The organism is Collinsella aerofaciens, from assembly GCF_020181355.1.
Taxonomy (GTDB): Bacteria; Actinomycetota; Coriobacteriia; order Coriobacteriales; family Coriobacteriaceae; genus Collinsella.
Map to the genome: position 1 here is coordinate 1,500,497 of NZ_CP084004.1, position 23,538 is coordinate 1,524,034.

Annotated in this window: 23 protein-coding genes; 17 read left to right on the forward strand and 6 right to left on the reverse strand. The window is 58.9% G+C overall.

What is annotated here, in order from left to right:
* The first annotated feature begins 31 nt into the window (after positions 1-31).
* The gene (locus LCQ44_RS06465; RefSeq protein ID WP_225093393.1) at positions 32-556 is read left to right on the forward strand and encodes an iron-containing alcohol dehydrogenase; all 525 of its coding nucleotides are present in this window, start codon (positions 32-34) and stop codon (positions 554-556) included.
* Between the two features lie 199 nt (positions 557-755).
* Positions 756-2,450: a glucose-6-phosphate isomerase gene (pgi, locus tag LCQ44_RS06470; RefSeq protein ID WP_117564424.1), complete on the forward strand. Its 1,695-nt coding sequence runs from the start codon at positions 756-758 to the stop codon at positions 2,448-2,450.
* Between the two features lie 100 nt (positions 2,451-2,550).
* Here the strand turns inward: pgi and LCQ44_RS06475 are convergent, their stop codons facing one another.
* From LCQ44_RS06475 to LCQ44_RS06485, 3 genes are all read right to left on the reverse strand, one after another.
* Complete coding sequence (locus LCQ44_RS06475) at positions 2,551-3,861, reverse strand: VirD4-like conjugal transfer protein, CD1115 family (protein ID WP_225093394.1); 1,311 nt, start codon at positions 3,859-3,861, stop codon at positions 2,551-2,553.
* Positions 3,854-4,471, reverse strand: a complete 618-nt coding sequence (locus tag LCQ44_RS06480; RefSeq protein ID WP_195362242.1) for an ATP-dependent Clp protease proteolytic subunit — start codon at positions 4,469-4,471, stop codon at positions 3,854-3,856. The genes LCQ44_RS06475 and LCQ44_RS06480 overlap by 8 nt, the downstream gene beginning before the upstream one ends.
* Positions 4,472-4,534: 63 nt before the next feature.
* Complete coding sequence (locus LCQ44_RS06485; RefSeq protein ID WP_225093395.1) at positions 4,535-5,581, reverse strand: hypothetical protein; 1,047 nt, start codon at positions 5,579-5,581, stop codon at positions 4,535-4,537.
* Between the two features lie 330 nt (positions 5,582-5,911).
* Here LCQ44_RS06485 and LCQ44_RS06490 point away from each other — a divergent pair, with 330 nt between their 5' ends.
* Together LCQ44_RS06490 and LCQ44_RS06495 are read left to right on the forward strand one after the other, a co-directional pair.
* A complete protein-coding gene (locus LCQ44_RS06490; protein ID WP_225093396.1) occupies positions 5,912-6,754 on the forward strand; it encodes a Cof-type HAD-IIB family hydrolase in 843 nt (280 codons plus the stop codon).
* A 63-nt stretch (positions 6,755-6,817) separates the two neighbouring features.
* On the forward strand, positions 6,818-7,477 hold the full coding sequence (locus tag LCQ44_RS06495; protein ID WP_308196326.1) for an HAD family hydrolase: 660 nt from the start codon (positions 6,818-6,820) through the stop codon (positions 7,475-7,477).
* A gap of 254 nt (positions 7,478-7,731) precedes the next feature.
* Here the strand turns inward: LCQ44_RS06495 and LCQ44_RS06500 are convergent, their stop codons facing one another.
* On the reverse strand, positions 7,732-9,024 hold the full coding sequence (locus LCQ44_RS06500; protein WP_225093224.1) for an IS30 family transposase: 1,293 nt from the start codon (positions 9,022-9,024) through the stop codon (positions 7,732-7,734).
* A 254-nt stretch (positions 9,025-9,278) separates the two neighbouring features.
* Here LCQ44_RS06500 and LCQ44_RS06505 point away from each other — a divergent pair, with 254 nt between their 5' ends.
* From LCQ44_RS06505 to LCQ44_RS06555, 11 genes are all read left to right on the forward strand, one after another.
* Positions 9,279-10,022 carry a GntR family transcriptional regulator gene (locus LCQ44_RS06505; protein WP_035138851.1) on the forward strand — a complete coding sequence of 248 codons (744 nt, stop codon included), beginning with the start codon at positions 9,279-9,281 and terminating at the stop codon, positions 10,020-10,022.
* Positions 10,023-10,240: 218 nt separating this feature from the next.
* A complete protein-coding gene (locus LCQ44_RS06510; RefSeq protein WP_148332757.1) occupies positions 10,241-11,704 on the forward strand; it encodes a YfcC family protein in 1,464 nt (487 codons plus the stop codon).
* A 9-nt stretch (positions 11,705-11,713) separates the two neighbouring features.
* Positions 11,714-13,297: an amidohydrolase gene (locus LCQ44_RS06515; RefSeq protein WP_225093398.1), complete on the forward strand. Its 1,584-nt coding sequence runs from the start codon at positions 11,714-11,716 to the stop codon at positions 13,295-13,297.
* 1 nt (position 13,298) lies between these two features.
* On the forward strand, positions 13,299-14,150 hold the full coding sequence (locus LCQ44_RS06520; protein ID WP_117745875.1) for a sugar phosphate isomerase/epimerase family protein: 852 nt from the start codon (positions 13,299-13,301) through the stop codon (positions 14,148-14,150).
* Positions 14,151-14,212: 62 nt separating this feature from the next.
* The gene (locus LCQ44_RS06525) at positions 14,213-15,181 is read left to right on the forward strand and encodes an SIS domain-containing protein (protein ID WP_022094440.1); all 969 of its coding nucleotides are present in this window, start codon (positions 14,213-14,215) and stop codon (positions 15,179-15,181) included.
* 13 nt (positions 15,182-15,194) lie between these two features.
* Positions 15,195-16,058, forward strand: a complete 864-nt coding sequence (locus LCQ44_RS06530) for a PfkB family carbohydrate kinase (protein ID WP_035138847.1) — start codon at positions 15,195-15,197, stop codon at positions 16,056-16,058.
* A 121-nt stretch (positions 16,059-16,179) separates the two neighbouring features.
* Complete coding sequence (gene frlD, locus LCQ44_RS06535) at positions 16,180-16,980, forward strand: fructoselysine 6-kinase (protein WP_117757390.1); 801 nt, start codon at positions 16,180-16,182, stop codon at positions 16,978-16,980.
* A 27-nt stretch (positions 16,981-17,007) separates the two neighbouring features.
* The gene (locus LCQ44_RS06540) at positions 17,008-17,868 is read left to right on the forward strand and encodes an amidohydrolase family protein (protein WP_225093399.1); all 861 of its coding nucleotides are present in this window, start codon (positions 17,008-17,010) and stop codon (positions 17,866-17,868) included.
* Positions 17,869-17,870: 2 nt separating this feature from the next.
* On the forward strand, positions 17,871-18,299 hold the full coding sequence (locus LCQ44_RS06545; RefSeq protein WP_117735290.1) for a secondary thiamine-phosphate synthase enzyme YjbQ: 429 nt from the start codon (positions 17,871-17,873) through the stop codon (positions 18,297-18,299).
* Positions 18,300-18,332: 33 nt separating this feature from the next.
* Positions 18,333-19,142, forward strand: coding sequence for a BtpA/SgcQ family protein (locus LCQ44_RS06550; protein ID WP_117786628.1), 810 nt, complete (start codon positions 18,333-18,335; stop codon positions 19,140-19,142).
* Positions 19,143-19,148: 6 nt separating this feature from the next.
* On the forward strand, positions 19,149-20,666 hold the full coding sequence (locus LCQ44_RS06555) for an FGGY-family carbohydrate kinase (protein WP_196022582.1): 1,518 nt from the start codon (positions 19,149-19,151) through the stop codon (positions 20,664-20,666).
* A gap of 81 nt (positions 20,667-20,747) precedes the next feature.
* Here the strand turns inward: LCQ44_RS06555 and LCQ44_RS06560 are convergent, their stop codons facing one another.
* On the reverse strand, positions 20,748-21,530 hold the full coding sequence (locus tag LCQ44_RS06560) for a TatD family hydrolase (protein ID WP_225093400.1): 783 nt from the start codon (positions 21,528-21,530) through the stop codon (positions 20,748-20,750).
* Between the two features lie 14 nt (positions 21,531-21,544).
* Positions 21,545-22,339, reverse strand: coding sequence for a tRNA threonylcarbamoyladenosine dehydratase (locus LCQ44_RS06565; protein ID WP_225093401.1), 795 nt, complete (start codon positions 22,337-22,339; stop codon positions 21,545-21,547).
* 179 nt (positions 22,340-22,518) lie between these two features.
* Here LCQ44_RS06565 and LCQ44_RS06570 point away from each other — a divergent pair, with 179 nt between their 5' ends.
* Positions 22,519-22,797 carry an autorepressor SdpR family transcription factor gene (locus tag LCQ44_RS06570; protein WP_022094448.1) on the forward strand — a complete coding sequence of 93 codons (279 nt, stop codon included), beginning with the start codon at positions 22,519-22,521 and terminating at the stop codon, positions 22,795-22,797.
* Positions 22,790-23,494: an SdpI family protein gene (locus LCQ44_RS06575; RefSeq protein ID WP_117641067.1), complete on the forward strand. Its 705-nt coding sequence runs from the start codon at positions 22,790-22,792 to the stop codon at positions 23,492-23,494. Before LCQ44_RS06570 ends, LCQ44_RS06575 begins: the two co-directional genes overlap by 8 nt.
* Positions 23,495-23,538: the final 44 nt, after the last annotated feature.

Sequence of the window (23,538 nt, forward strand, 5' to 3'; positions counted from 1 at the left end):
CGCCTATACGCACGGAAGGGTTGTGGGAAAGATGGTCAATTATGGGTTTGGTATGCCGACACGCTTGGTTGCGGATGGGGATGTGGCTCGCTGGTGCGGGCGATTGGTTGCCCACTATGGCGGCACTAAGGCACTGGTCGTGCTGGGAGGCGACAAGCACACGCGTGATGAGCTTGTCTCGGCGGCACTCGGCTCGCTTGATCGAGCTCTGCTCGAGCGCGTGCTTTTCCGCTGCGGCTCGGTTGAGGGTGACGGGGGAGACGAGCTGATCGACGAAGCCGTGGCCCTGGCGACCGACGAAGGGGTGGACTTTGTATTGGCGATTGGCGATGCCGATACTGCTGGCTTTGCGCGCGAACTCGCGCGTCGCATGGCGGCGCTCGATGCCGGCGAAGACGGTTTTGTCCCTTATGGATGCATTGTCTCGGAGGGCAAGGTGCCTGCTGTCGTGGGCGTCGGCGAGGTTCCCGTTTTTGCCATCATCGCGCCCGAACTGCTGGAGGGCATTGGGTCTCCTCTGCGTGAGTTGCTCGGCAGCGTGTGCGCCGCAGCCTAGTATTTGGCATAAAGGGATGGGTTATTTTTGGTTGGTAAAGCGTTTGACCTGCCAAAATAAACCTGTCCCTTTTTGGTCGGTTGCCGTTTGGGGGCCGATTGGCAACGCTCGCTGATTATAGTCTTGACCTGCGCTAGAATAGTGGCATCTGAATGTCCGGGCGCATGGAGGCGTGCGCCCGTATGCTGAGGAGGACTCTATGGCAACTGTTGCCGCACCTATCGATGCTACGTCGACTGCCGCTTGGAAGGCACTCGAGGCTCATCAAGAGAAGCTCGAGGCCGAAGGTATCGACCTCAAGGCCTGGTTCGCCGCCGATGCCGAGCGCGTGAACAAGCTGAGCTTTGACGCCGGTGACCTGCACTTCGATCTGTCGAAGAACCTGGTGACCGATGAGACCGTCAAGCTGCTGTGCGATCTTGCCCGCGAGGTGAAGCTCGAGGAGCGCCGCGACGCCATGTTCTCCGGCGAGCACATCAACACCACCGAGGACCGCGCCGTCCTGCACACCGCGCTGCGCCGCCCGGCAAGCGAGAAGGGCCAGCTCATCGTTGACGGCCAGGATGTCGTCGCCGACGTGCACGAGGTCCTCGACCGCATGTATGCCTTCGCCGAGCGCGTGCGCTCCGGTGAGTGGAAGGGTGTTACCGGCAAAAAGATCGAGCACCTGGTGTCCATCGGCATCGGCGGCTCCGACCTGGGCCCGGTCATGGCTTACGAGGCCCTGCGTCCCTATGCCGACGCCGGTATTGATTGCCGCTATATCTCCAACATCGATCCCAACGACCAGGCCGAGAAGCTCAAGGGTTTGGATCCCGAGACCACGCTCGTGATTATCGTCTCCAAGACCTTCACCACGCTCGAGACCCTCACCAACGCCCGCGAGGTCAAGACCTGGATGCTCGAGCAGCTCAAGGCTCAGGGCGCCATCGATGGCTCCGATGAGCAGAACGCCGAGGCCGTGGCAAAGCACTTCGTCGCCGTTTCCACCGCACTCGAGAAGGTCGAGGCCTTCGGCATCGACCCCGCCAACGCCTTTGGTTTCTGGAATTGGGTCGGCGGCCGCTACTCCGTCGACTCCGCCGTGGGCCTGTCGCTGATCGTCGTGCTCGGCCCCGAGCGTTTCCAGCAGTTCCTTGAGGGCTTCCACGCCATCGACGAGTACTTCTGCAACACGCCGCTCGAGAACAATGCCGTCGCGCTGATGGGTCTGCTCAACGTCTGGTACGTCAACTTCTTCGGTTCCAAGAGCCATGCCGTGCTGCCGTACTGCCAGTACCTGCACCGCTTCCCGGCCTACCTGCAGCAGCTCACCATGGAGTCCAACGGCAAGCATGTCCGCTGGGACGGCAGCGCCGTGACCTCCGACACCGGTGAGATCTTCTGGGGCGAGCCCGGTACCAACGGCCAGCATGCCTTCTACCAGCTGCTGCACCAGGGCACCGTGGTGGTTCCGGCCGATTTCATCGCCTTCGCCAATACCGCCAACCCTGCGACCGATAGCGGTCAGGACGTGCACGAGCTGTTCCTGGGCAACTTCCTGGCCCAGACCAAGGCACTCGCCTTTGGCAAGACAGCCGACGAGGTTCGTGCCGAGGGCACGCCCGAGCAGATCGTCCCGGCCCGCTGCTTTGAGGGCAACCGTCCGACGACCTCGATCTTCGGCGACACGCTGACCCCGTTCGCACTCGGCGAGCTCATCGCCCTGTACGAGCACATCACGTTTGTCGAGGGCACGGTCTGGGGCATCGACTCCTACGACCAGTGGGGCGTCGAGCTTGGCAAGCAGCTTGCCAAGCAGATCACCCCGGCCTTCCACGACGACGCCGCCAAGGCCGAGCAGGACGCTTCGACCCAGGCGCTCATCGAGTTCTACCGCGCTCACCGCAAGTAGTCTTTGTTGCTGAGATAGGTCATTGCCGAAAGGGGCCCGTATCCGTTGGGATACGGGCCCTTGCTGTTTGCGGTCGAATGTGGCGGACTGCGCGGCGTTGTTAGCGGGTTAATTCGACCTGCGTGGTGTCTCGCTGCGCTTCGGGCAGTTCCCCGTACAGCGGATGGTCTTCGAGCCTAAAGCGTTCGACCTGCTCGGGGGTACGACCGCGCACAAAGAGCCACGAGCGATCGATTGGCGTCGCCATAAGTGTGCTGGGCAGCGTGTCGGCGCGGTCGGAAAACACCCGGGCACTCTCGGGATCCTGGAACGCCAGCACCAGATGCGTGTCGCAGTTGCCCATGATGGAGCGAGCGCGCGCTTCGCCATAGAGCGCATCGAGTTGATTGGCCGACTGCAGCAGCAGCGTTGCCCAGATGTTGCGGCTTCGGATAATCGAGAGCACGTTGTCGATCTGGGGAATCTGCAGGTTTGCAAAGTCGTCGAGCATAAAGCGCACGGGCACGGGCAGGCTGCCGTCGGGCTGCTTGTCGGCCTCGCGTATGAGGCCCATAAACGCCTGCGAAATAAAGAGGCCGGTCAGCGGATCGAGATTGCGGTCAATATCGCTCACGGTTACAAACAGGGCGCAGGGGGTGTGTCCCATGGAAGCGAAGTCCACCTGATGGCACTCACGATAGAGCTGTGCCGCACCGTCGAATCCCAGACACATGACCTTTTCGGCAAGGATGCCGACGATGCTCGCGTGCATGCGCTCGGCATTTTGCGTAATGGCGTAGCGCCGCCATAGCGAGAGGGCATAGCTTTGGGGGTCGGTCGTGATCAGGTCGTCAAACAATCGACCCGTGGCACCGTCCTGCAGGTGCTCGATCAGCTTGATGACCGAGCTGATCGTCTGCTCGTCGGCGGGTAGCTGTTCGGTGACGTAGGCGATAAGACACGACAGCAGGTTTGCCGCCGCATGATCCCAAAAAGGCTGGTTGTTGTCCTCGATGGGGCAGATGGCCTTTGCCACCGAGAGGATGTCCTGCTGGTTGGGCCTGCCGTCCGCCTTGCGGCGAATGTGCCTCAGGGGGTTGTAGCCGCAGCGCTCGATGCCGGGCGCAAGGGCCGGGACGGTGTTGAGGTCGGCGAAGTTGAGACATTGCACGCGGTAACCGTGGGCTGCCAGCACGGGTCCCACTTCGCGACAGAGCGTGCCTTTGGTGTCGAGCACGATGTAGCTTGCGTTCATTTGCAGCAGGTTGGGCTTGAGGACGTTTCGGGTCTTGCCGGCTCCCGAGGGGCCGATCACAAGTGCGTTGTTGTTGAGTCCCGTTTGGCGGGTGTCGCAGGAAAGCGTTCGATCCTTGGCGAGGATGGTGGACGATGCGGACTCAGGTGCGGCGAGGCAGCTGGCGAGGTTAGGCATGGGCGACCTCCTTGGTGGTCGAGAGGATTTCGTGGGCAAAGCCGAGCTCGACGGCGCGCTCGGCCGAAAGGTAGGTGTCTTTTGCAGTGAGGGACTGGATGCGCTTGGGCGTGAGGCCGCTGCGGTCCGAGAGGATTTGCGTGAGGGTCTTGCGGGTCTGCATGAGACGTCGGCTGGTTTCCTGCAGCGCAAGTGCCGAGCCGCCTGCCCCCTGGGGGATCAGCGGGTCGTGAATCATGAGCTCTGCATGGGGCGCCATACGGCGATCGTCGCCGCCCATAAAGATCACGGCGCCCATGGACGCGGCGAATTCCAGGCAGACGGTGCGGATGGGGCACGAAGCGAGGCGCATGGCGTCATAGATCGCAAGACCCGATCGCACGCTTCCGCCGGCGCTGGCGACAAATATGGTGATGGGGCGGCTGGGGTCGGTGGCATCGAGCAGGCGGATCTGCTGGCATAGGTCGTGGGCCATCGGGGTTTCGATGTTTCCCATGACGGAGAGCTCGCGACGGGCGAGCATCTCATCGTAAATGCTGGTGAGCGTGATACCTCGGGCGGATTCACGCATGGTGAGGGGGCTGATGATGGGGGAATGATTGGTGTCCATGAGGACTCCTTTCTGTTGGTTGTGTTGTGGAATAGGATTGTTGCCCGCGGAGGGGCTGGCGGGCTACAGGGTTCGTCCGAGTCTGAGATCGAGCTCGGTTGTGGGGCAGGCTGCCTGTTCGTGCGGCTCGCAAGCGCCAAGGGCTCCAAAGCGATGGAGCGTTGCGGCGGGCGTGGTGTAGGCGAGCCGCAGCTGATGCTCGACAGGGGCACATCCGTCATTTTTGTAATGAGCCGCGTAGTACTGCGCGATGCTGGCGTTCATCTCGCTGCCATTGCGATGGCGCTCAAACTGGCGTCTGCAGGTCTCGATGATCTTTGCTACCGACTTGGGTGCCGTCGCGGGAACAAGGGCGAGATAGCCCTCAAATAGCTCGTTGATGCTCAGGAGGCACAGCAGGTCGATCAGCGTCCTTATGGCTGCTCCCTCGGCGGAAAAGTGCGCGGTCATGCGGTTATATCGGTTGCGGTCGACGATGGCCGCATGGGGTCTTGGAGTTTTCTGCTCCGTGGTCCCGGGCTTTTGCCGCGCCTGTGTATTGAGCTCGACGTTGCAGCGCTTGAGGCCGTCCAACGGAAGGAACAGTGCGGTGCGCAGGGTGTTCCGCTTGCTTTCGAGTTCATGACGTTCGTCGGGTTTCCATTCGAGCTTGAGTTTCGTGTCGAGCGCCGTAAGCATATGGGCTAGGCAGCCTACGGTAAGAACGTACGAATCGTTGTCGCGTTTTGGGGCATAGGGGTCTGTCAGCTTGCGAATGTCGGGGTCGCCCATGATCTTTGTGCAGCGCTTCAGCAGTTGAGGGTGGTCGGCCAAGATCGTCGCGAGCGGTAGCGACGCGTAGTTCTTGATGGTCGCGGCGGCAAAGGCGGCGTCATATTCGTTTGCATATGCTCGCTCAATGCGGGCATCCAGAATGCTTTTCTTATCGCCGTCTTCAGCGTGGTGGTTTGTCATAGCTTCTCCAATCGGTTGATGTTCGTGCTGTTTGTTGATGTGTTGGTTGTCGTGAGTGATGTGCTTGCCGTGGGTGATGTGCTGACGCTGGGGTGCTATGCGGTTTTCAAAGAGCCCGTGAGGCAGTTGCTGCAGGGGCGGGATGGAACGGCCCATGCAAGGCGGAAGGCATCGTGCTCAAAATCGAGACAGCAATGCCCTGGGTGCCTCACATGTGGCAGTTACCTCATTAAGTTGTCATTGCGTTTGGGGTTGTACTTTGCCGATCTTCCTTCTCTTACACGCTAAAACTCAAACTGCATATGCTCGATCTACTAAAAACCGCAACGGCGGTCCTTTTTAACTTAAATGTCGGGATGCGTCTTTGCAAGCACTTTTTTACTTCTTTCAAATGGGGTGGTTTTGCAACCGTCATGCACTGCGCCGTGCGAACGTGCCCCGGCTCGGATAAGATGGTCCACGGAAAAACGATGCAAGGAGGCGCATATGGCAATTAAAGCCATCGCAATGGATATCGACGGTACGCTCACCAACGACCAAAAGGTCATCAGCCCGCGCACGCGCGAGAGGCTGCTCGCGGCGCAGGAGTCGGGAATTAAGCTCATCTTGGCTTCGGGTCGTCCCGCATGGGGGCTGCACGCCTTGGCGCAGGAGCTCGACCTTCAAAACCATGACGGTCTGCTAGTCGCTTTCAATGGCGCGCATGTGGTCGATGCTCAGACCGATGAGGTCCTTTTTGACCAGGCCATGCCGGCTGACGAGCTGCACCGTCTGATTGATCATCTGCGTAGTTTTGACGTGATCCCTATGATTTCGCTCGGTCGTAATCTGCACGTCGAGGATTCGTACCATTGCATGATCACGCTGCCTGACGGCTCGCAGAAGAATATCGTCAAGTATGAGCGCGATGCGTGCGATCTTAAGATTCGCGAGGTCGAGAGCTTGCATGAGGTTGTGGACGCTTATCCCGTGGACAAGCTGCTGACGGCGGGCGATCCGGCCTACCTGCAGGCGCATTACGAGGAGATGTATGCGCCCTTTAAGCAGACGCTTTCGGGCATGTTTACGGCCGACTGGTACTTTGAGTACACGGCGCCCGGTATCGACAAGGCCCGTGCGCTCGAGGGTGCCCTGCCCAAGCTCGGCATCGATGCCAGCGATGTCGTATCGTTTGGCGACGGCCAGAACGACAAGTCCATGATTGAGTGGGCCGGCACGGGTGTAGCCATGGGCAACGCCGTCGATGAGGTTAAGGCGGTAGCCCAGATGGTGACCGCCAATAATAACGAAGACGGTATTGCGGTGGCGCTGGATAAGCTGCTGGGCTAGAATCGCCGATAATGCATGGTTCGGGCGCCTGCTTACAGGCGCCCTTTTGTTAGGGAGGGTGCCGTGTCCGCATTTCCGTTCGACGCCGTTATCTTTGACATGGACGGTGTCATTGTCGATACCGAGTATTACTATCTGGGCGAGACTGCCGCGTTTGCCAAGGAGCTTGGGTTGAACCTGACTCAAGAGGAGTTGAATGGGCAGGTCGGTACCTCGCATCAGTTCTTTCTGCATATGCTGGTCGATTGGTTTGAGCGCGCCGGTAAGGGGCATTTTACTGGCGAGGAAGCGTTGGCCCGTTGGGACGAGTGGGCGCATAAGCGTCCGCGCGACTATCAGGCTTTGATTAACCCAGGCGCCGTGGATACGATTCGAGAGCTGCCGCGCCGTGGCGTTCGCGTGGCGCTTGCCAGCTCGTCGCCCATGGTTAGCATCGAGGAAGTGCTCAACGCGTGTGGGCTGTCGGATGCCTTTGAGTATGTGGTGAGCGGCGAGCAGTTTAAGGAGAGCAAGCCCGAGCCCGACATCTACCTGCATGCGCTGGATCTGCTGGGGCTGCCCGCGAATCGCTGCTGCTGCGTTGAGGATTCGGTGCCTGGCATCACTGCCGGCAAGCGAGCCGGCCTGACAGTCATTGCCAAGCGCGAGGAGCGCTTTGGCTTTAGCCAGGATGCCGCGGACAAGATTATCGACCAGCTGCCGGAGCTGCTCACGCTTTCTTAGGAGCGCGGTAGTTGCGCGTTTTTCGGGGGTTGATTTCCGATCTCAGCCGAACACATTGAGCAAATAGGCCATTCCCGCAGTTAGCTGAACGCCCCCGCGGCCCCTCCTGGGGTCCGGGGGCGCCGTTTTCCCAGTTGAAGGAACGGTGGAGATGTGTTTCGATGGGTCCGGTGGCCATGCTCCGCCCTCCGCCCGGCACCTCTTCCCAGACTCAGCCGGACGGCCGGTCCGTCTATTCCGTTTTTTCCTTCAGGCTAGGACAGCGGGGCATCGCCCCTCTCTGCGCGCGCCCGCCCTATCAGTCCCGGCGTCAGGTCGAGCTCGCCGAGCGGCACGTCCTCCACGCCGTAGGCGTCCAGCAGCGCCGCCGCGTCGTCCCCGAGCATCGCCCTGAAGGCGCGGGCGGGCGTCGTGAAGCCGAGCGCGCCGCGGGGCTCGGAGTTCACGTGCGACATGGCCAGCGCCAGGTCGGCCGGGGAGAGCCGGTCGAACCTGATTCCGGCGCCCTTGGGCAGCAGCTTCCTTATCTCGACGTGGTTGCGCTCGCAGGCGCCCTTCTGGTCGCTTCGCCCGGGGTCGCAGTAGAACAGCCTCGTCTCGCCCGGCCCCTCGCCGAGCAGCGCCGCGATCGCCGCCTCGTCGGAGAACTCGGCGCCGTTGTCGGTGAGCACGGCGCGGAAGACCCTGCCCATGCCGTCGGCGCCGAGGACCTCCCTGATATCGCCCAGGGCGTCCGCGACGCACCCGGCGGTCTTCTCCTCCAGCGGCAGCGCGAGCTGGAGCCTGCTGGGGCGGTGCAGCAGCGTGAGCAGGCAGGCGGAGTCCTCCCGCGCGCCCTCGACCGTGTCCATCTCCCAGGCCGCGGCGCACGCGTCCTCCCCGAGGGCGAGGAACGCGGCATGCGACCTGCGGGCGGAGTGGCGCGTGGCCGCCCGGCCGGCGGCGCTCTTCCTCGGCCTGTAGCCGACCTTGCGCCTGAGCTCCATGTTGGTCATGCCGTCGTAGCCCGCCGAGACCCAGCGGTAGATGGTCGACGGCGACAGGTCCACCGGGCCGCCGTTGCGCGCCGCCATCTGCTCGGGCGAGAGCCCCCGGCGCAGGCAGTCCCTTATCGCCTCCAGCCTGGCCGCCGCGGCGGGCTCGTCGGCGTCTATCCCGCGCCTGGACGAGACGAGGACCGAGTCGGCGCACAGCTGCGCGGCCCGGGCCTCGTAGAAGACGTGGGGGCGGCGCTTGCAGCCGATCGCGCGGTACCGGCCGCAGCCGTTGCAGCATCGCGGCCACGCGGCCAGGCGCGGGCAGGCCGCCGACAGGTCGGCGGAGGCGTCCACGCGCTCGCCGCGCCTGGACTTCGGCGCCGTCACGAACCTGTGCGACGCCACCTCGGCGCTCACCGTCGAGGGCGACCTGCCCAGCTCCCTCGCGATCTCCCTGCACGAGGCCCCGCGCTCCAGCATCCTCTGGACCGTGTCCCGCTCGTGCCTCGTGAGCCTTCCGTAGGCCCTCGGGACCGCCCTCGCGGAGCCCCTATTCTTCTTTCCGGACATGCCGTCCTCCGATCTCCCGGGGCCGGCCGGTCCGGCCCTCAGGGTATCGGGTTCCCACATTCATCCGCACATGTGCGGATGAATGTGGGAAGTGTTCGGATGAAGTTGATAATCAAGGCGCGTTTTTCGGGTCAGATGAGTAAATAGCCAACATTTTGGTGCGGCAGCAAGCATACTTTATGCTAATGCGGGCTCAAGGGCTTGTTGAATGCCCTTGAGCCCGCTTTTGACTTAATTGTGCTGGGAGAGGGTATATGCCACCGACTGAAGGGCTAACTGACGGTAAAGCAGCGATACCGCTGTACCAACAGGTTATCGATATCATCAAAAACGAAATCAACTCCGGCGCCTACAAGGCAGGTGCGCGGATACCCAACGAATTCGAATTGGCTGAGAGCTATAAAGTTGGCCGCGTTACCGTGCGACGCGCTATTGAGGAGCTCGTCCAGCAGGGTTATCTAACGAAGCGACAGGGGAAAGGCACGTTTGTCAATGCCCCCAAGCTCAAGCGCAAGATTCGCCAGAAGGATGACGTCCAGAGTTTTTCGGACGCATGCCGCGTTAATGGAATGGAACCGGGGGCGTGTGTCATTTCGAGAAAGATACTGCCGGCGGATTCCACCGAAGCGCAGTTCTTTGGTGTTCCCGTTGGAACTGATTTGATTTGCGTTGAGCGTGTGCGTACTGCCGATGGAGTCCCCGTCATGCTCGAGAACAACATATACGTTTACGAGGACAACGCTTATCTATCAACGGCACCTCTATCTAACCAATCCATTTTTGAGTTCGTGCGTAACCGGACGGGCCGTACGCCCGCGTTTACCGACCCGTGCACACTCGAGATCGCGTGCGCGTCGCCCGAGGTCGCTCGGCTGTTGGCAGTTCCCGTTGGCGAACCCTTGTTTTATATGGAAGCCTTCTTTTTCGACGAGCAGCGGCGGCCGTTTATCATCGGTCGTCAGCGGATCGTTGGGTCTCGCTACGTTTTTGACATCTAGGACATTGCGAATTGAGACGCCCGGTGGATCATCTCACCGGGCGTCTCCATACCGTTCACGGCGCAAACGCAACCGTTCAACCGCGTTGCGGCAATCAGTTTGAAATTATCTTGATGACGAGAAAAGCTGCTGGTAATCTATGGGACGTCATAGAACGTTTGCATTGTGCAAACGTTGAAGCGAGATGCGATGCAGTCTCGAGTTCTTTGGAGGTATCTATGTCAGATACGAAGGCGAAGAAGACAAACAGACGTTTTAAGTTCAAATTACCGCATGTCTATACGATCATGTTCTTGCTGATCGTTGTCTTTGCGGTCCTGACTTGGATCGTTCCCTCTGGTCAGTATCAGCGCAAGACGATTTCGACAGCGGCGGGCGAGCGTGAAGTCGCCGTTGCTGGAACCTATGAACAGGTCGATAAGAACTACACCGATTCCGAGACCGGCGAGACCATCAATCTGGGCCAGGATATCTTCGCGGTTCTGCAAGCGCCCACCAAGGGTATCCAAGAGGCCGCCGACGTCGTTGCGTTCGTCTTATTGATTGGCGGATCGTTCGCAATCATCACCAAGACCAACGCTTTGAATGCCGGCATGAGCCGTGTGATTAAAAAGCTCAAGAACAAGGACATCCTCATCATCCCCATCACGATGACATTGCTGTCCATTTGCGGCACTACGTTTGGTATGTCTGAGGAAGCCCTGCCGTTCTATGCCATCTTCATTCCCATCATGATGGGTATCGGTTATGACTCGATGACGGCATTCATCATCTGCTTCCTTGGTCCTAACCTGGGATATTGTGCTTCGACCATCGACCCGTTTAATGTTTTGATCGCCCAAGGCATCATTGGCATCGAGGGTAATCCGCAACTGTGGCTGCGTGCCGTTTCTTGGGTCATCTTCACTGCCGTCGGTATCGCATGGGCCATGCGCTACGCCATGCGCGTCAAGAAAAACCCCGAGTCGTCCATTGTGTACGAGGACGATAAGCTCAAGCGTATTGAGTTTTCCGTGACCGATGCCTCCATCGAGGAAGAGTTCACTATCCGTCAGAAGCTCGTGCTTATCGATTTTGCTTGCGGTATGGGCATTATCGTCTGGGGTCTTGTTACCCAGGGCTGGTACATGAATGAGATTTCCGCCGTGTTCCTTGGCATGGGCTTGCTTGCCGGTATCCTGGGCGGTCTTGACCAGCAGACGATCGCAGAGGAGTTCGTTAAGGGTCTTGCCGACTTTGCGTACGCTGCCATCGTTATCGGTATCGCTCGCGGTATTCTGGTCATCGCCGAGGGCGGCATGATCATCGACACCATCCTCCAGGCGCTCGCTACTGCGCTTGCCGGTGCACCCGCCGCCGTCTACACCACGTTTATGTATATCGTCCTTGGCCTGCTCTCTTTGCTGGTTCCCTCGAGTTCTGGCCTGGCGGCGCTCACCATGCCCGTTATGGGCCCCCTGACCGAGCTCATGGGCCTCAATCCCGAGGCGGCCGTCACCGCGCTCCAGTTTGCCAACCAGACCATCAACACCATCAGCCCCGTGGCGGGTATGACGGTCGCCGGCCTTGCCGTGGCTAAGATTTCGTTTGGCCAATGGTGGAAGACCATTTGGAAGTTCTTCATCTTCATGGTCGTGTTTGGCCTGATCGTAACGGCAATTTCTGGCATGCTTCCGGTGTAGGTGGTTGTGATGTCTGATCGTTTGACGGTCCTGACGTCTAAGAGCGTCTTTACCGGTACGGGGGACCTGCCGTTTGAAGGTTTCGTAGCGGTCCGTGGCAATCGAATTGAGGCGGTTGGCACCAAGTGTGAGGTGGCTTCGTATTTGACCCAGGCGGACGAGGTAGTTGATCTGGGCGACCGCACCGTCATGCCTGGTCTGATCGATGTACATACCTTCTATACAGGCTGGGCGCTGCGGACGTTGGGGTCTGATCTGTCCGGCATCGATGATGCCAAAGAGGCCGTGTCGCTCTTGCGTGCATGGAAAGAAGATCATCCGGATTGCGCGGCGGCTTTTGGCCACAACCTATCCGAAACGTTGGCATCGGATGCCGAGAACGCAAATACGGCAGCTGTGTTTGACGAGTTTTTTGGTGATATCCCTGTCGTCTGCTTTACACCGGGCGCGGAGACCTGCGTTCTCAATGCTGCCGCCAGTGCGCGATACGGTTTTACACCGCAGGCGTGCTATGCCGAGAAGATCTGGCGCATGATGAGCGATTTCCTCGCGTTGCCCGAGGTGCGCGCGGGGTATTCGAACTACATGAGCATGCTTAACGAGCGCGGCGTTACCGCCATCAAGGAGATGGCGTTTGATGACTACTACGGCTTTGCCGACGAAATGGCTCGCCGTGAGGAATCTGGCGAGCTGACGGTTCGCGTCTCTATGATGTCGCAGCCGGTGGGCGCTGGTGCAAATCTGGCATATGCTCGCGAGGCACGAGAGCGCTTCCGGGGACCGTTCGTTCGTTTTTCTGGCTTCAACCGTATGACCGATCGCGGCGTATGGGCGGGGCTTGCCGAGATGATTGACCCCTATGAGGATACGGCCGATGCGGGCGCTGCCGGCAAGACGGTCGTCGAGGAGCCAGAGTGGGATCTGATTGAAAGCGAGCTGCGTGCAATTGATGCTGACGGCTTCCGATATTCCTTGCATTGCCAGGGCGATGGCGCCGTTCGTCGCACCGTGACGCTCTATGCCTCGCTGCCTCGAGACGAGCATGGACGGATGCTTCGCCGCCATGCGATTACCGATCTCGAGAACTCTGACCCGACCGATCTTGTCGAGTTTGGCAAGTTAGGTGGAATTTGCGAGGTCTATCCGCAGATTCTGACGCTGGACCGGCGCGAGGATTGCCTGTCGATGATGCGTCGACAAATTGGCGAGACGCGACTTTTGCACAGCTGGAATCGCCGCGGCATGGAAGATTCCGGATGCACAGTGTGCTGTGGAACGGATTTGCCACTGCTGATTCCGAGCCTGGGCGAGTCAATATACAGCGCGTGCGGTGGATTCTTCGCCGACGGACTGCCCGTGAATGAGGTCAACACGCTGACGCTTGTCGAGCTCTTGCGCGCTTGGACTGCCGGGGGCGCGTACGATCTGATGCGCGAAGACGAGCTGGGTACGCTTGAGGTTGGCAAGCTTGCCGATATCTGCGTGCTCGATCGGGATGTGTTCGACCTCGATTATCGCGACGCACGCGATCTTGCGGTTGATATGACGATGTCGGACGGACAAATCGTGTTCGATCGAAATAAGGAGGCATAAGATGTCTGAATCCAAACCGACGCTGCGTCGCGAGCAGATTGCGGGCATGAATATCCACTACATCATGTGGTCGCTCGATTACTTCCTTGATGTGCAGCAGCGCTTGGGCTTTGAGTCTATTGAGCTGTGGTGTGCAGAGCCGCATGTGACGCTCGACCATACGGGCTACTTTGAGGCTGAGGTCCTGGCGAAAAAGGCTGCAGACCGTGGGCTTAGGTATCGTACTCTGTGCCCCGAGAATGTTGTCTATCCTTGGCAGTACTGCGCACGCAAGCCGCTGCATGAACAGCGCAGCCTGGCGTACTTTAAACACGGCATTGAACTTGCCGAGGTACTTGGGTGCGACCGTATGTCCATCAACTCGGGCTGGGGCGACTGGGACGAGGACCGCGAGGAAGCCTGGAAGCGCAGCCGCGAGCACTTGTCCATTCTGGCGGAGTATGCCGGCGAGCACGGTCTGGTGCTTACGATGGAAAGCCTGCGTCCCGAGGAGAGCAACCTCGTGACGACGGTTTCCGATGCGAAGCGCATGATTGACGAGGTCGCGAGCCCGTACTTACAGCCCATGGTTGATACAACCGCGATGGGCGTCGCAGGCGAGACGCTCGAGGACTGGTTTGCCGCCTTTGGCGATGGGGCAATTCACGAGATGCACTTTATCGACGGTGACCCGTATGGCCATCTGGTGTGGGGCGATGGCAAGCACGATATGGACGCCTTCGTCGCCACGCTCAACGCCCATGGTTTCGACGGCATGCTGGGCCAGGAAATCACGGACGGTCGTTACTACGATGACCCGGCGGCCGCAGATGCCAAGAACATGGCCGCATTCGAGAAATATCTGATTGACTAAAACAACCATCGGCCACGCAACCAACGTCATTGATTGCGGGCCAAACAAGAAAGGAACTGGATATGAACGCACACGATCTGATTAAAGAGGCAATTGCCGAGAAGGGCAAGTTCGACAGCGTCTACTGGATTGCTTGCGGTGGCTCCATGATCGATTTGATCCCGGCTCATGAGCTTCTGCAGCGCGAGGCTACCACCTTCACTTCGTATATCTATACCGCGCGTGAATTCGACATTATGCGTCCGCGTCGTCTGGGCGAGAAGTCCCTGGTCATCGCTTGCAGCCACAGCGGCAATACCCCCGAGGTCGTCGAGGGCTGCGAGATTGCCCTTGCTGCCGGCGCTACAGTGATCGCCCAGACCGACAACGCTGGATCCAAGATTGACTCCGGCAAGTGGACCACGTGGGTCTACCCATGGGGCGAGGGCGTGCCGCAGGCCGAGGTCCCCGCTGGCATTTCGCTGTCGCTTGCGGCAGAGCTGCTCGATCAGCAGGAGGGCTACGCCGATCTTGCCGATATGTATGCCGGTATCGCCGAGATGGATAAGATTCTTCCCCCGGCACGCGAGAAGGTAAATGCCGAGCTGGGCGATCGCTTTGCCAAGCTTTGCCAGGAGCACGAGTTCTTCTATATTCTGGGCAGCGGTCCCAACTTTAGCCAGACCTACGGTTTCGCTATCTGCTCTCTTATGGAGATGCAGTGGCAGCACTGCAGCTACATTCACTCTGCCGAGTACTTCCATGGCCCCTTCGAGGCTACTCAGGATGGCGTTTTTTACTTCCTGCAGATGGGCTCCAGCGAGTGCCGTGCTATGGATGAGCGCGCCCTGGCGTTCCTTAAGACGCATACCGATACGCTGATGGTGCTCGATGCCAAGGAGTACGGTATGGAAGCCGTGCCGGCGAGCGTCCGTGCTTATCTGGACCCGGTGCTGTTCTACGCCATGAACTGCGAGCTGCGTGCCGCACGCGGCAAGGTGTTTGATCACGATCCCGATTTCCGTCGCTACATGGGCGTCGTCGAGTACTAGAAGGATAAATACCATGGCATTTAACGTTAACGCGCTCGGATTTGGCGACAACGTCGTCGATCGCTACGAGCATATCCACACCATGTATCCTGGCGGCAACGCGGTGAACTTCGCCGTTTATGCCAAGAAATGCGGTGCCGCACGCTCCGCATACATGGGCATTTTTGGCAATGACGCCGCTGCCGAGCATGTCATTGCAAGCCTCGAGGATGAGGGTATCGAGCTTGACAAGTGTGAGCAGATGATTGGCGAGAACGGAGCGGCTCGCGTGACCGTCGTTGACGGTGACCGTGTCTTCCTTGGCTCCAACGAGGGCGGTATCCGTGGCGATGCGCGCTATGTCCTCGATCGCTTTGACCTTTCGTACATGAAGCAGTTCGATGTGGTTCATTCGGGCAACTATTGCTTTACCGAGCGCGAGCTGCCCAAGCTGAAGGCTGCGGGCGTCACGGTCTCTTTTGACTTTTCGGACGACTCCACCGACGAGTACTACGAGCAGATTGCACCCTACGTCGATTTTGCCTTCTTTAGTGCGGCGGATGCCGCGAGTGAGGACGAGATTCGCGAGCGTCTGGCATGGGTGAAGGGCCTGGGTCCGCGTTTTGTGTCGGCTACGGCGGGTGCCGAGGGCTGCATTGCTTACGACGGCGAGCGTTATTACCGCCAGCTGGCTAAACCGGTAACGGACATGAAGGACACCATGGGAGCGGGCGACTCGTTCCTCACTTCGTTTTTGATGTGCTATCTCGATTCCGCTAAGCGTGGTGAGGATGGCGCCGAGGCCATCGAGCGCGCGCTCGACTTTGCTGCCGGGTTTGCCTCGACCGTGTGCGGCATGGAAGGTTCTTGGGGCCACGGAGCACCAATCGTCGAATAGCTTAAGAAAGCGTACGGCGGTCTGGCTATGAGGCTTTGGACAGCCGATGCAAAACAATAAGCGAAACGCGAAAAGGGGGCTCGCCATGTGGTGGGTCCCCTTTTGAACATTGGAGAAGACCATGGGTATTAAAGCGTGCGCAGCTGGTTTTTGCTGTGCGGACGTCTATCAAAACATCGGCGTGTTCTATCCGACTGGTAATGGCATTGACTGGGGTATCCATCTTGCACGAATGGGCGTTTCGGTATCCGCCGTGTCGGTTGTCGGCAAGGACGAGTACGGAGACAAGATGAGGGAGGCGCTGGCCGCTGAGGGGTTCGATATCTCACATCTGCGGGTGGAGGATGGCGACACCTCGGTGATGCTCATGGCGTTGAAAGACGGCGTCGATCGCGTACATCTCGAGGCAATCGATGGCGTAATGGAGGCATATCGACCGAATGAAGATGACCGGGCGTTTATCCTAGAACATGACATCATTCACACCGACCTGTTTGGCAATTGTTTGGACCTCCTGCCCGAATGGCATGATGCGGGCAAGACGGTGGTTATGGACTTCTCGGTGTTCAGCCAGGATCCCGAATATGCCTGCGAGAACCATTTTCCCTACGTTGACTATGCGTTCATGTCGTTTGAAGAGGACACTCCGGAGCTGCGTGATTGGGTACGTCACGTACAGGAGCTGGGACCGCGGGTGGCAGTTGCCACGCTTGGTGAGAAGGGAAGCATTGCCTATGACGGTGAGCGCTTCTATGAGTGCGGGATCGTGCCGGCGGAGAAGGTCGTTAACACCGTGGGTGCCGGCGACTCGTATATTGCCGGGTTTACCAAGGGCGTGATCGATGGCCTTGATATTCCGGCGTGTATGAAGGCGGGCGCTGAACTGTCGTCCCGAGTGATTGGTTCGTTTGAGCCGTACTAGGGCCAAATGCCTGGAAAGGAGTACGAAATGGTTATCGACATGTTGGTCCATCCTATGCTCTATGGCGAGATCTGTACGCCGGGTGATGAGCCTGATGGATTCGGTTTTTGGTCACGAGAATTTGGTATGGGGCATATGGGCCCCATGGATTGGGATGAGCTTCAAGTCGAGATGGACGTCTGCGACGTGCGGAAGAGCGTGCTCATGCCGCTCGATGTAACCACGGCATGCGGAGGACACTTTGGCACCAATGACCAGATTGCCATGCTGGTTGCCGCGCACCCCGATCGTCTGTGGGGATTTGCGAGCGTAGATCCGCAGGTGAGCGGTGCCGCAGACGAATCGGAGCGCGCCTTTACCGAGTTGGGGGCAAAGGGGCTTTGCCTGCATCCGGCAAAGCAGGGTTTTGCCCCCGATGATGCTGTGGCCGAGCCGCTTTACGAGCTGTGCGAGCGCTATAACAAGCCGGTGGTTTTCCATGCCGGTATGTCTTGGGAGCCGGGCGCAGAGCTCTCGCGCAGTAACCCGCTTGCATTTGAGCACACAATCGCAACGCATCCAAATGTGCGCTTTAGTTTGACCCACTTTGGCTGGCCCTGGGTGCGCGAGACCGTGGCGATGCTGCTCAAGTATCCCAACTGCTACACGGACACCTCTATCACTTACATCGATTCGCCCGAGGAGATGATGCAGCGCCTTTTTACGGTCGATATGGGGCCGCTGTGGTATGAGCGCGCGCTATCGCATCAAGTGATGTTCGCCAGCAATACGCCGCGTTTCCGTGCATTCAAACTCAAGCGGGCGCTCGATACCGTGCTCATGCGCGATGATGCGCGAGAAAGGCTCTACTGGGGTAATGCCCTGCGTTTTCTTGAAGGGGATGAGTAAACATGGTGACGCTCGAGACATTGAGCTATCTATCGACTGCTCCGGACCAGTTCATCGATATTACCGAAGATGTGCACGCTGCCATCGAACGCAGCTCGGTGACCAATGGCTTGGCAGCGATTATTTTGTCGCATACGACCTGTGGAATCGTGGTAAACGAGGGACTGCCCTGCGTGGAGACGGATCTTATGGAGACGCTTGATCGCATCGCCCCGCTCGATGCCCCCTATGCGCATGCACACTTCCTGCCGAGCTATGGAGCCACCGGTAACAACTCCTGTGGGCATATCAAGAGCATGATTTGTGGAAACAGTTGCTTCTTTCCCGTCCAAGATGGCCACATCGTGTGCGGAGGTGCCCAGAACATCTATCTTGCGGAGTTTGACGGTCCGCAGAAGCGAAAAGTGTACGTCGAGGTGCTGGGGGAGTAACGTCCCTGCAATGACCCTAAGAAGGAGCACGTTATGTCGTTTCTAACCTCGATGTTCAAGACCGAAAAGCCGGTTATTGGAATGCTGCACCTGCGTCCTCTGCCGGGCGATCCACTGTATTACCCGGGCGGAAGCGTGTCGCAGGTCGTGGAAGCCGCCAAGCGCGATCTCGAGGCGTTGCAGCAGGGCGGTGTCGATGGCATTTTGATTACCAATGAGCTCTCGATGCCCTATGAGCAGCATGTTTCTCCCTCAACCCTTGCATCGATGGGCTATGTAATCGGGGCTCTATCCCATGATTTGTCGACTCCTTGGGGAGCTGAAGCTATTTACGATGGTGATGCCACAATCGAGCTGTGCGCTGCCGTCGACGCGCAGTTCACGCGTTGCAATTTTTGCGGTGCCTGGGCCGGTGATCTCGGGCTGATTAACCGAGATTTCGCTCACACCATGCGTCGCAAGGCGGCGCTGCGCCTGGACGACCTCAAGCTTTTTCACTTCATCACGAGCGAGGGGGAGGTTTATCTCAACGACCGCACGACTGCGGACATTGCCGATTCACTTCTCTTTAATTGCCTACCGGATGCGATGGTCATCGGCGGTTCGGCTGCCGGTCGTGGCGCTTCGGGCGAGCTTGCCGATGAGGTCCGTGAGCGTGTTGGCGAAGTGCCCGTGGTATGTGGCACCGGTTGTCGCGAAAATACCGTGGCTGACGTATTTGCTCACTACGATGGCGCGTTTGTCGGCACCTGCTTAAAGCGCGACGGAAAGCTGGATGCCCCGGTTGATGTTGAGCGGGTAGCTCGTTTTATGGCTGCCGCTCGTACGGCGCGAGGGGAGTAGGCACCTATGGCGCTCTATCTGGGTATTGATATTGGGACAAGCGCCTCTAAAGGCGTTTTAATCGATGATCGATGCAACATCGTTTGCCAAGCCTCTTGTGGACATGAGACGGACAACCCGTGTGACGGATGGTACCAGCATGATGCCGAGGCCGTTTGGTGGGGCGATTTTTGCCGCTTGTCGCGCGAGCTGGTGGCGCGATCGGGGGTTAACGCGGCACAGATCGGATGCGTGGGCCTTTCCGCATTGGGCTGCGACTGTGTGCCGGTCGATACCGAGTGCAACGCGCTGGCGCCCGCGATTTTGTATGGAGTCGATGCACGTTCGAAACCGCAGATTGACGAGCTTCTTTCCGAATATGGGTCAGATCGCGCACGCGAGCTTTTCGGGCACGATCCCTGTTCGTCAGATATTGCTCCCAAGATCTTGTGGTTTAAGGAGAATATGCCCGAGGTGCACGAACGTGCCGCGAAGTTCCTGACGGCGTCATCGTTTCTGTGCGCAAAGTTGACGGGGCGTTTTACGGTGGACCGTTATTTGGCGGAGGATTTTCTTCCCCTATACGACCGCTTCACTTGGAAGGTTGATGCTCGGGAATGTGCTCGTTTCTGCCGGCCTGACCAGATGGCGGAGGTAATGTCGGCTACCGATATTGCCGGGGTGATTACTCAGCGTGCGGCTGAGGCGACGGGGCTCGCGGCAGGGACACCTGTCTTAGTGGGAACGGGCGACTCTGGTGCCGAGGCCATTTCGACGGGTGTATTTCGTCCCGGCGATATGATGGTTCAGTTGGGGAGTACGGCGTATTTCATCTATCTAGCTGATCATATGGTCGATGATGCCCGCCTGTGGCCAGGGACGTTTATCATTCCCGGAACTTACGGGATCTGCGCGGGGACCAATACGGCGGGTGCGCTCACATCGTGGCTGCGCCAAGAGCTGTATCGCGACGCCGTGGAGGCCGAGGGCCACGGTGGCCCCGATGCATATTCGGTTATGGCGCATGATGCCGCCGGTGTGGCGCCGGGTGCCGATGGGCTCCTGTGTCTGCCGTACTTTGCGGGGGAGCGCACTCCGCTCAACGATCCCGAGGCGCGTGGCGTCTTCTTTGGCCTGACCGGAAGGCATACGCGAGCCCATATGGTTCGTGCCGCCTTGGAAGGCGTCGCGTATACCGTTGCATCCCATGTCGACATTATCGAGCGAGAACATGGACTGCCAATTGGGCGCATTATGCTTGTCGGAGGTGGAACCAAGAATCCAGTTTGGATGCAGGCTATCGCCGACGTATGTGGGCGCGAGGTCTCGGTTGCCAAGGTTACGGTGGGCGCATGCTTCGGTGATGCCATCATGGCAGCTCTCGCAGGTGGCGCCTATGCATCATGGGATGAGCTCGCCCAAGTCCTTGGCGTTGCGCAAACAATCGTGCCTGATATGACTGCCCACGAGTTATATGCGTCGCGCCGTCATATCTTTGACGAATTGTATGCACGCAACCGTGATCTCATGCACGAATTGGTGTAATGCTGCCGAATTGTACTGTCTTCCAAAATAGGGACTGCGTTGTGCGATTTGCATGCCCCTTGGCATTTTTGCCCACAGGAGTTAGCGAAGGTCAAAAACAGAGTGCGCATTTGCTAAAACTGCCGACTCGATGCGCTTTGCGTCACAGTTTTTGAGTGAGGCAATGCGCATCGAGGTCCTTGTGAGCGATCTGATGAGCGATTGCGCGCTTGTTTCTGTGTTTGCCTCGGCTGGCGCATCGGTCTCGAGCAGTAGACGGTCGAGTGGAATCTGCCGGGCATATTCGCGACCGCGCTTGGTGGCGAGCATACGCTCGTTCACGGAAAAATAGCAGTTTGCGTTTCGCGCGCGGGCGAGTTCGTTCGAAGTGCCGCTAAACCAGTGGAAGATGATAGCGGGGGAGTCGGGGTTTGGGATGAGTAGTCCATGCGATTCGAGGACGTCCAGTACGGCTCCTGCCGAACGAACGGCGTGAATTGATATCACGCGCCCGGTAAGAGGATGCTGCACGAGTGCATCGCAGAGCCGGTTAAGTGCCTGTATTTGTAGCGGCTCACTTCCAGCAAAGCGCGCGGAAAAGTCGAGCCCGACTTCGCCGATGTAGCGCTCTTGGGCAGCAACTTCGCAAAGCAGATTGACTTCGGCGGGACCGCAGCGGCCGTCGGCGAGCCACCAGGGATGGAGGCCGATGCCCTTGATGACGGTAGGAAGGCGACGGGTTCGCCCGTGTGCGCTAGCGAAGTCGCGTGGATCGACGCCGCAATCAAATAGACCCAAGCCCAGCGCCGTTGCCTCATCGGCAACGGCGTCCGGGTGAGCCATTAAATCAAGATGGCAGTGTGCATCAAATAACCGGGGCTCCATCTCGGCGCGCTCCGCTAGTCTAGGCGCTGGCCATCGGCACGCACGTGCTCGGTGCCGCGGCCACTGATCTGGCGGATAACCTCGCCGGCGATCATCTGGCCCATGATGGGCGGCATAAAGCTGGCGGTTCCGAGCTCGGTACGCTCGTGGATGTTGGAAGGGTCGCGGGGCTGTGTCTTAACCGATTCCTCGCAGCTAAACAGTACATGTAGGCTCTTGATTCCGCGCTTCTTACATTCTTTGCGCATAATGCGGCTCATGGGGTCACGTACCGTATCGAAGATGTCGGCAAAGCGGAGGCACTCGGGATGGAGCTTGTTGGCCCCGCCCATGGAGCTAACCAAACGAATGTCGTGGTCCTGAGCATATTTGGCAATGGTGAGCTTGGCCGAGATGGTGTCGATGGCGTCGACGACGTAGTCGAGCTTGCCGTCCGTCTGCTCCAAAACGCTCGCGAAGAACTCGTCGATGTTGTCGCTCAGCAGGTATTCGGTGCGTTTGATAACGGTGGCGGCGGGATTGATATCGCGGATCATGGCATCCATCACGTCCACTTTGCGCTTGCCGACGGTGCTGTGAAAGGCGATGGCCTGGCGATTGATATTGCTGGGCGCGATGATGTCCTTGTCCAGAATGACGAAATGACCGATGCCGCCGCGGGCGAGTGCCTCGCAGCAGTTGGAGCCCACGCCTCCGCAGCCGAGCACCAGCACCGTGGCGGCGGCGAGTTTGTCGAGCGCCTCGCGGCCCATGATGATTTCGAGCTTGGTATCGCGCGTCTCGACGAGAGCGGCAGCGGTTTCGGCCATAGACATCCTCCGATTGGGAAGCGAATCGTGTTTTAGCTATCGTCATTATAGGTAATCGCCCATAGGTTGCGATGGCGTTTGCTTTGATGTGGATTGAAGCATTGCGATTAGATAGTTAGACAAACATCTAAATATCGAGTATAGTGTGCGCGTCGAACGAAATGCTGAGAGGAGGTCCTATGCCGGGAGAGGGTTTTAAGGCGCTTGCCGATCCAACGCGACGGCGCATTTTGGAGTTGCTGCGCGAGGGCAATTGCACGGCGGGGGAGCTTGCCGAGCATTTCGATATCAGTAAGCCATCGCTGAGCCATCACTTGGCGACGCTCAAAAACGCCGGGTTGGTGACCGACGAGCGCCATGGCCAAAACATCGTATACAGCTTAAACACCACCGTCATGCAGGATTTAATTGGCTGGTTTATGGGCTTTACAAACACGGAAGGTGATAAGGATGAATAACGAAAACAAGGGCATTCACCCCACGGGGGTATCGTCGCGCGTGTGGATTGCGCTGGTTGCTCTGTGCGTCGCCAATGTCGTAGCGCACCTCATGGTGATGCCGAGCTTGCCTGCGCAGATTCCCACGCACTGGGGAGCGAACGGCGCCGTCGACGGTTGGGGCCCTAGCTGGATGGCCTCCGCGCTCGGCGTGCTGCCTCTGGCACTTCTTGCAATGTTCTGCGTGGTGCCGCGCATCGATCCTAAAGGTGAGGCATATCGAACCTCGGGCAAGTTCTATCAGGGCTTCGTAATCGCCTTTACCTTGTTCATGTGTGCCGTAAGCTGGCTGGGAGAGCTTACGGTCTGGGGCGTGGTGCCGGCGGTCGGTTCGGTCAACGTGCTGATTTCCGGTGCTATCGGTTTGCTGTTCATCGGCGTAGGCAACTACTTGCCGCGTGTGAAGCAGAACTATACGCTCGGTATCAAGACGCCTTGGGCGCTTGCCGATCCCGAGAACTGGCGCCGTACGCAGCGCTTTGGCGGTGCCTGCTTTATGGTGCTGGGTGTTGGCCTGATTGCGATGGGCGTGGCAGGTGCTGTGCTTTCGAATGAAGTCGTCGCCGCGGTGATTGCGGTTCTGGCGTTTGGTTCGGTCGGAGCCGTCTACGTCTACTCGTATCTGCTGTGGCGCAAATCTCAGCGGGCTGTTCGTTAAGGTTGCGGAAAACTAGCGTACGCAGTTCATGGTATGTTCTGGGG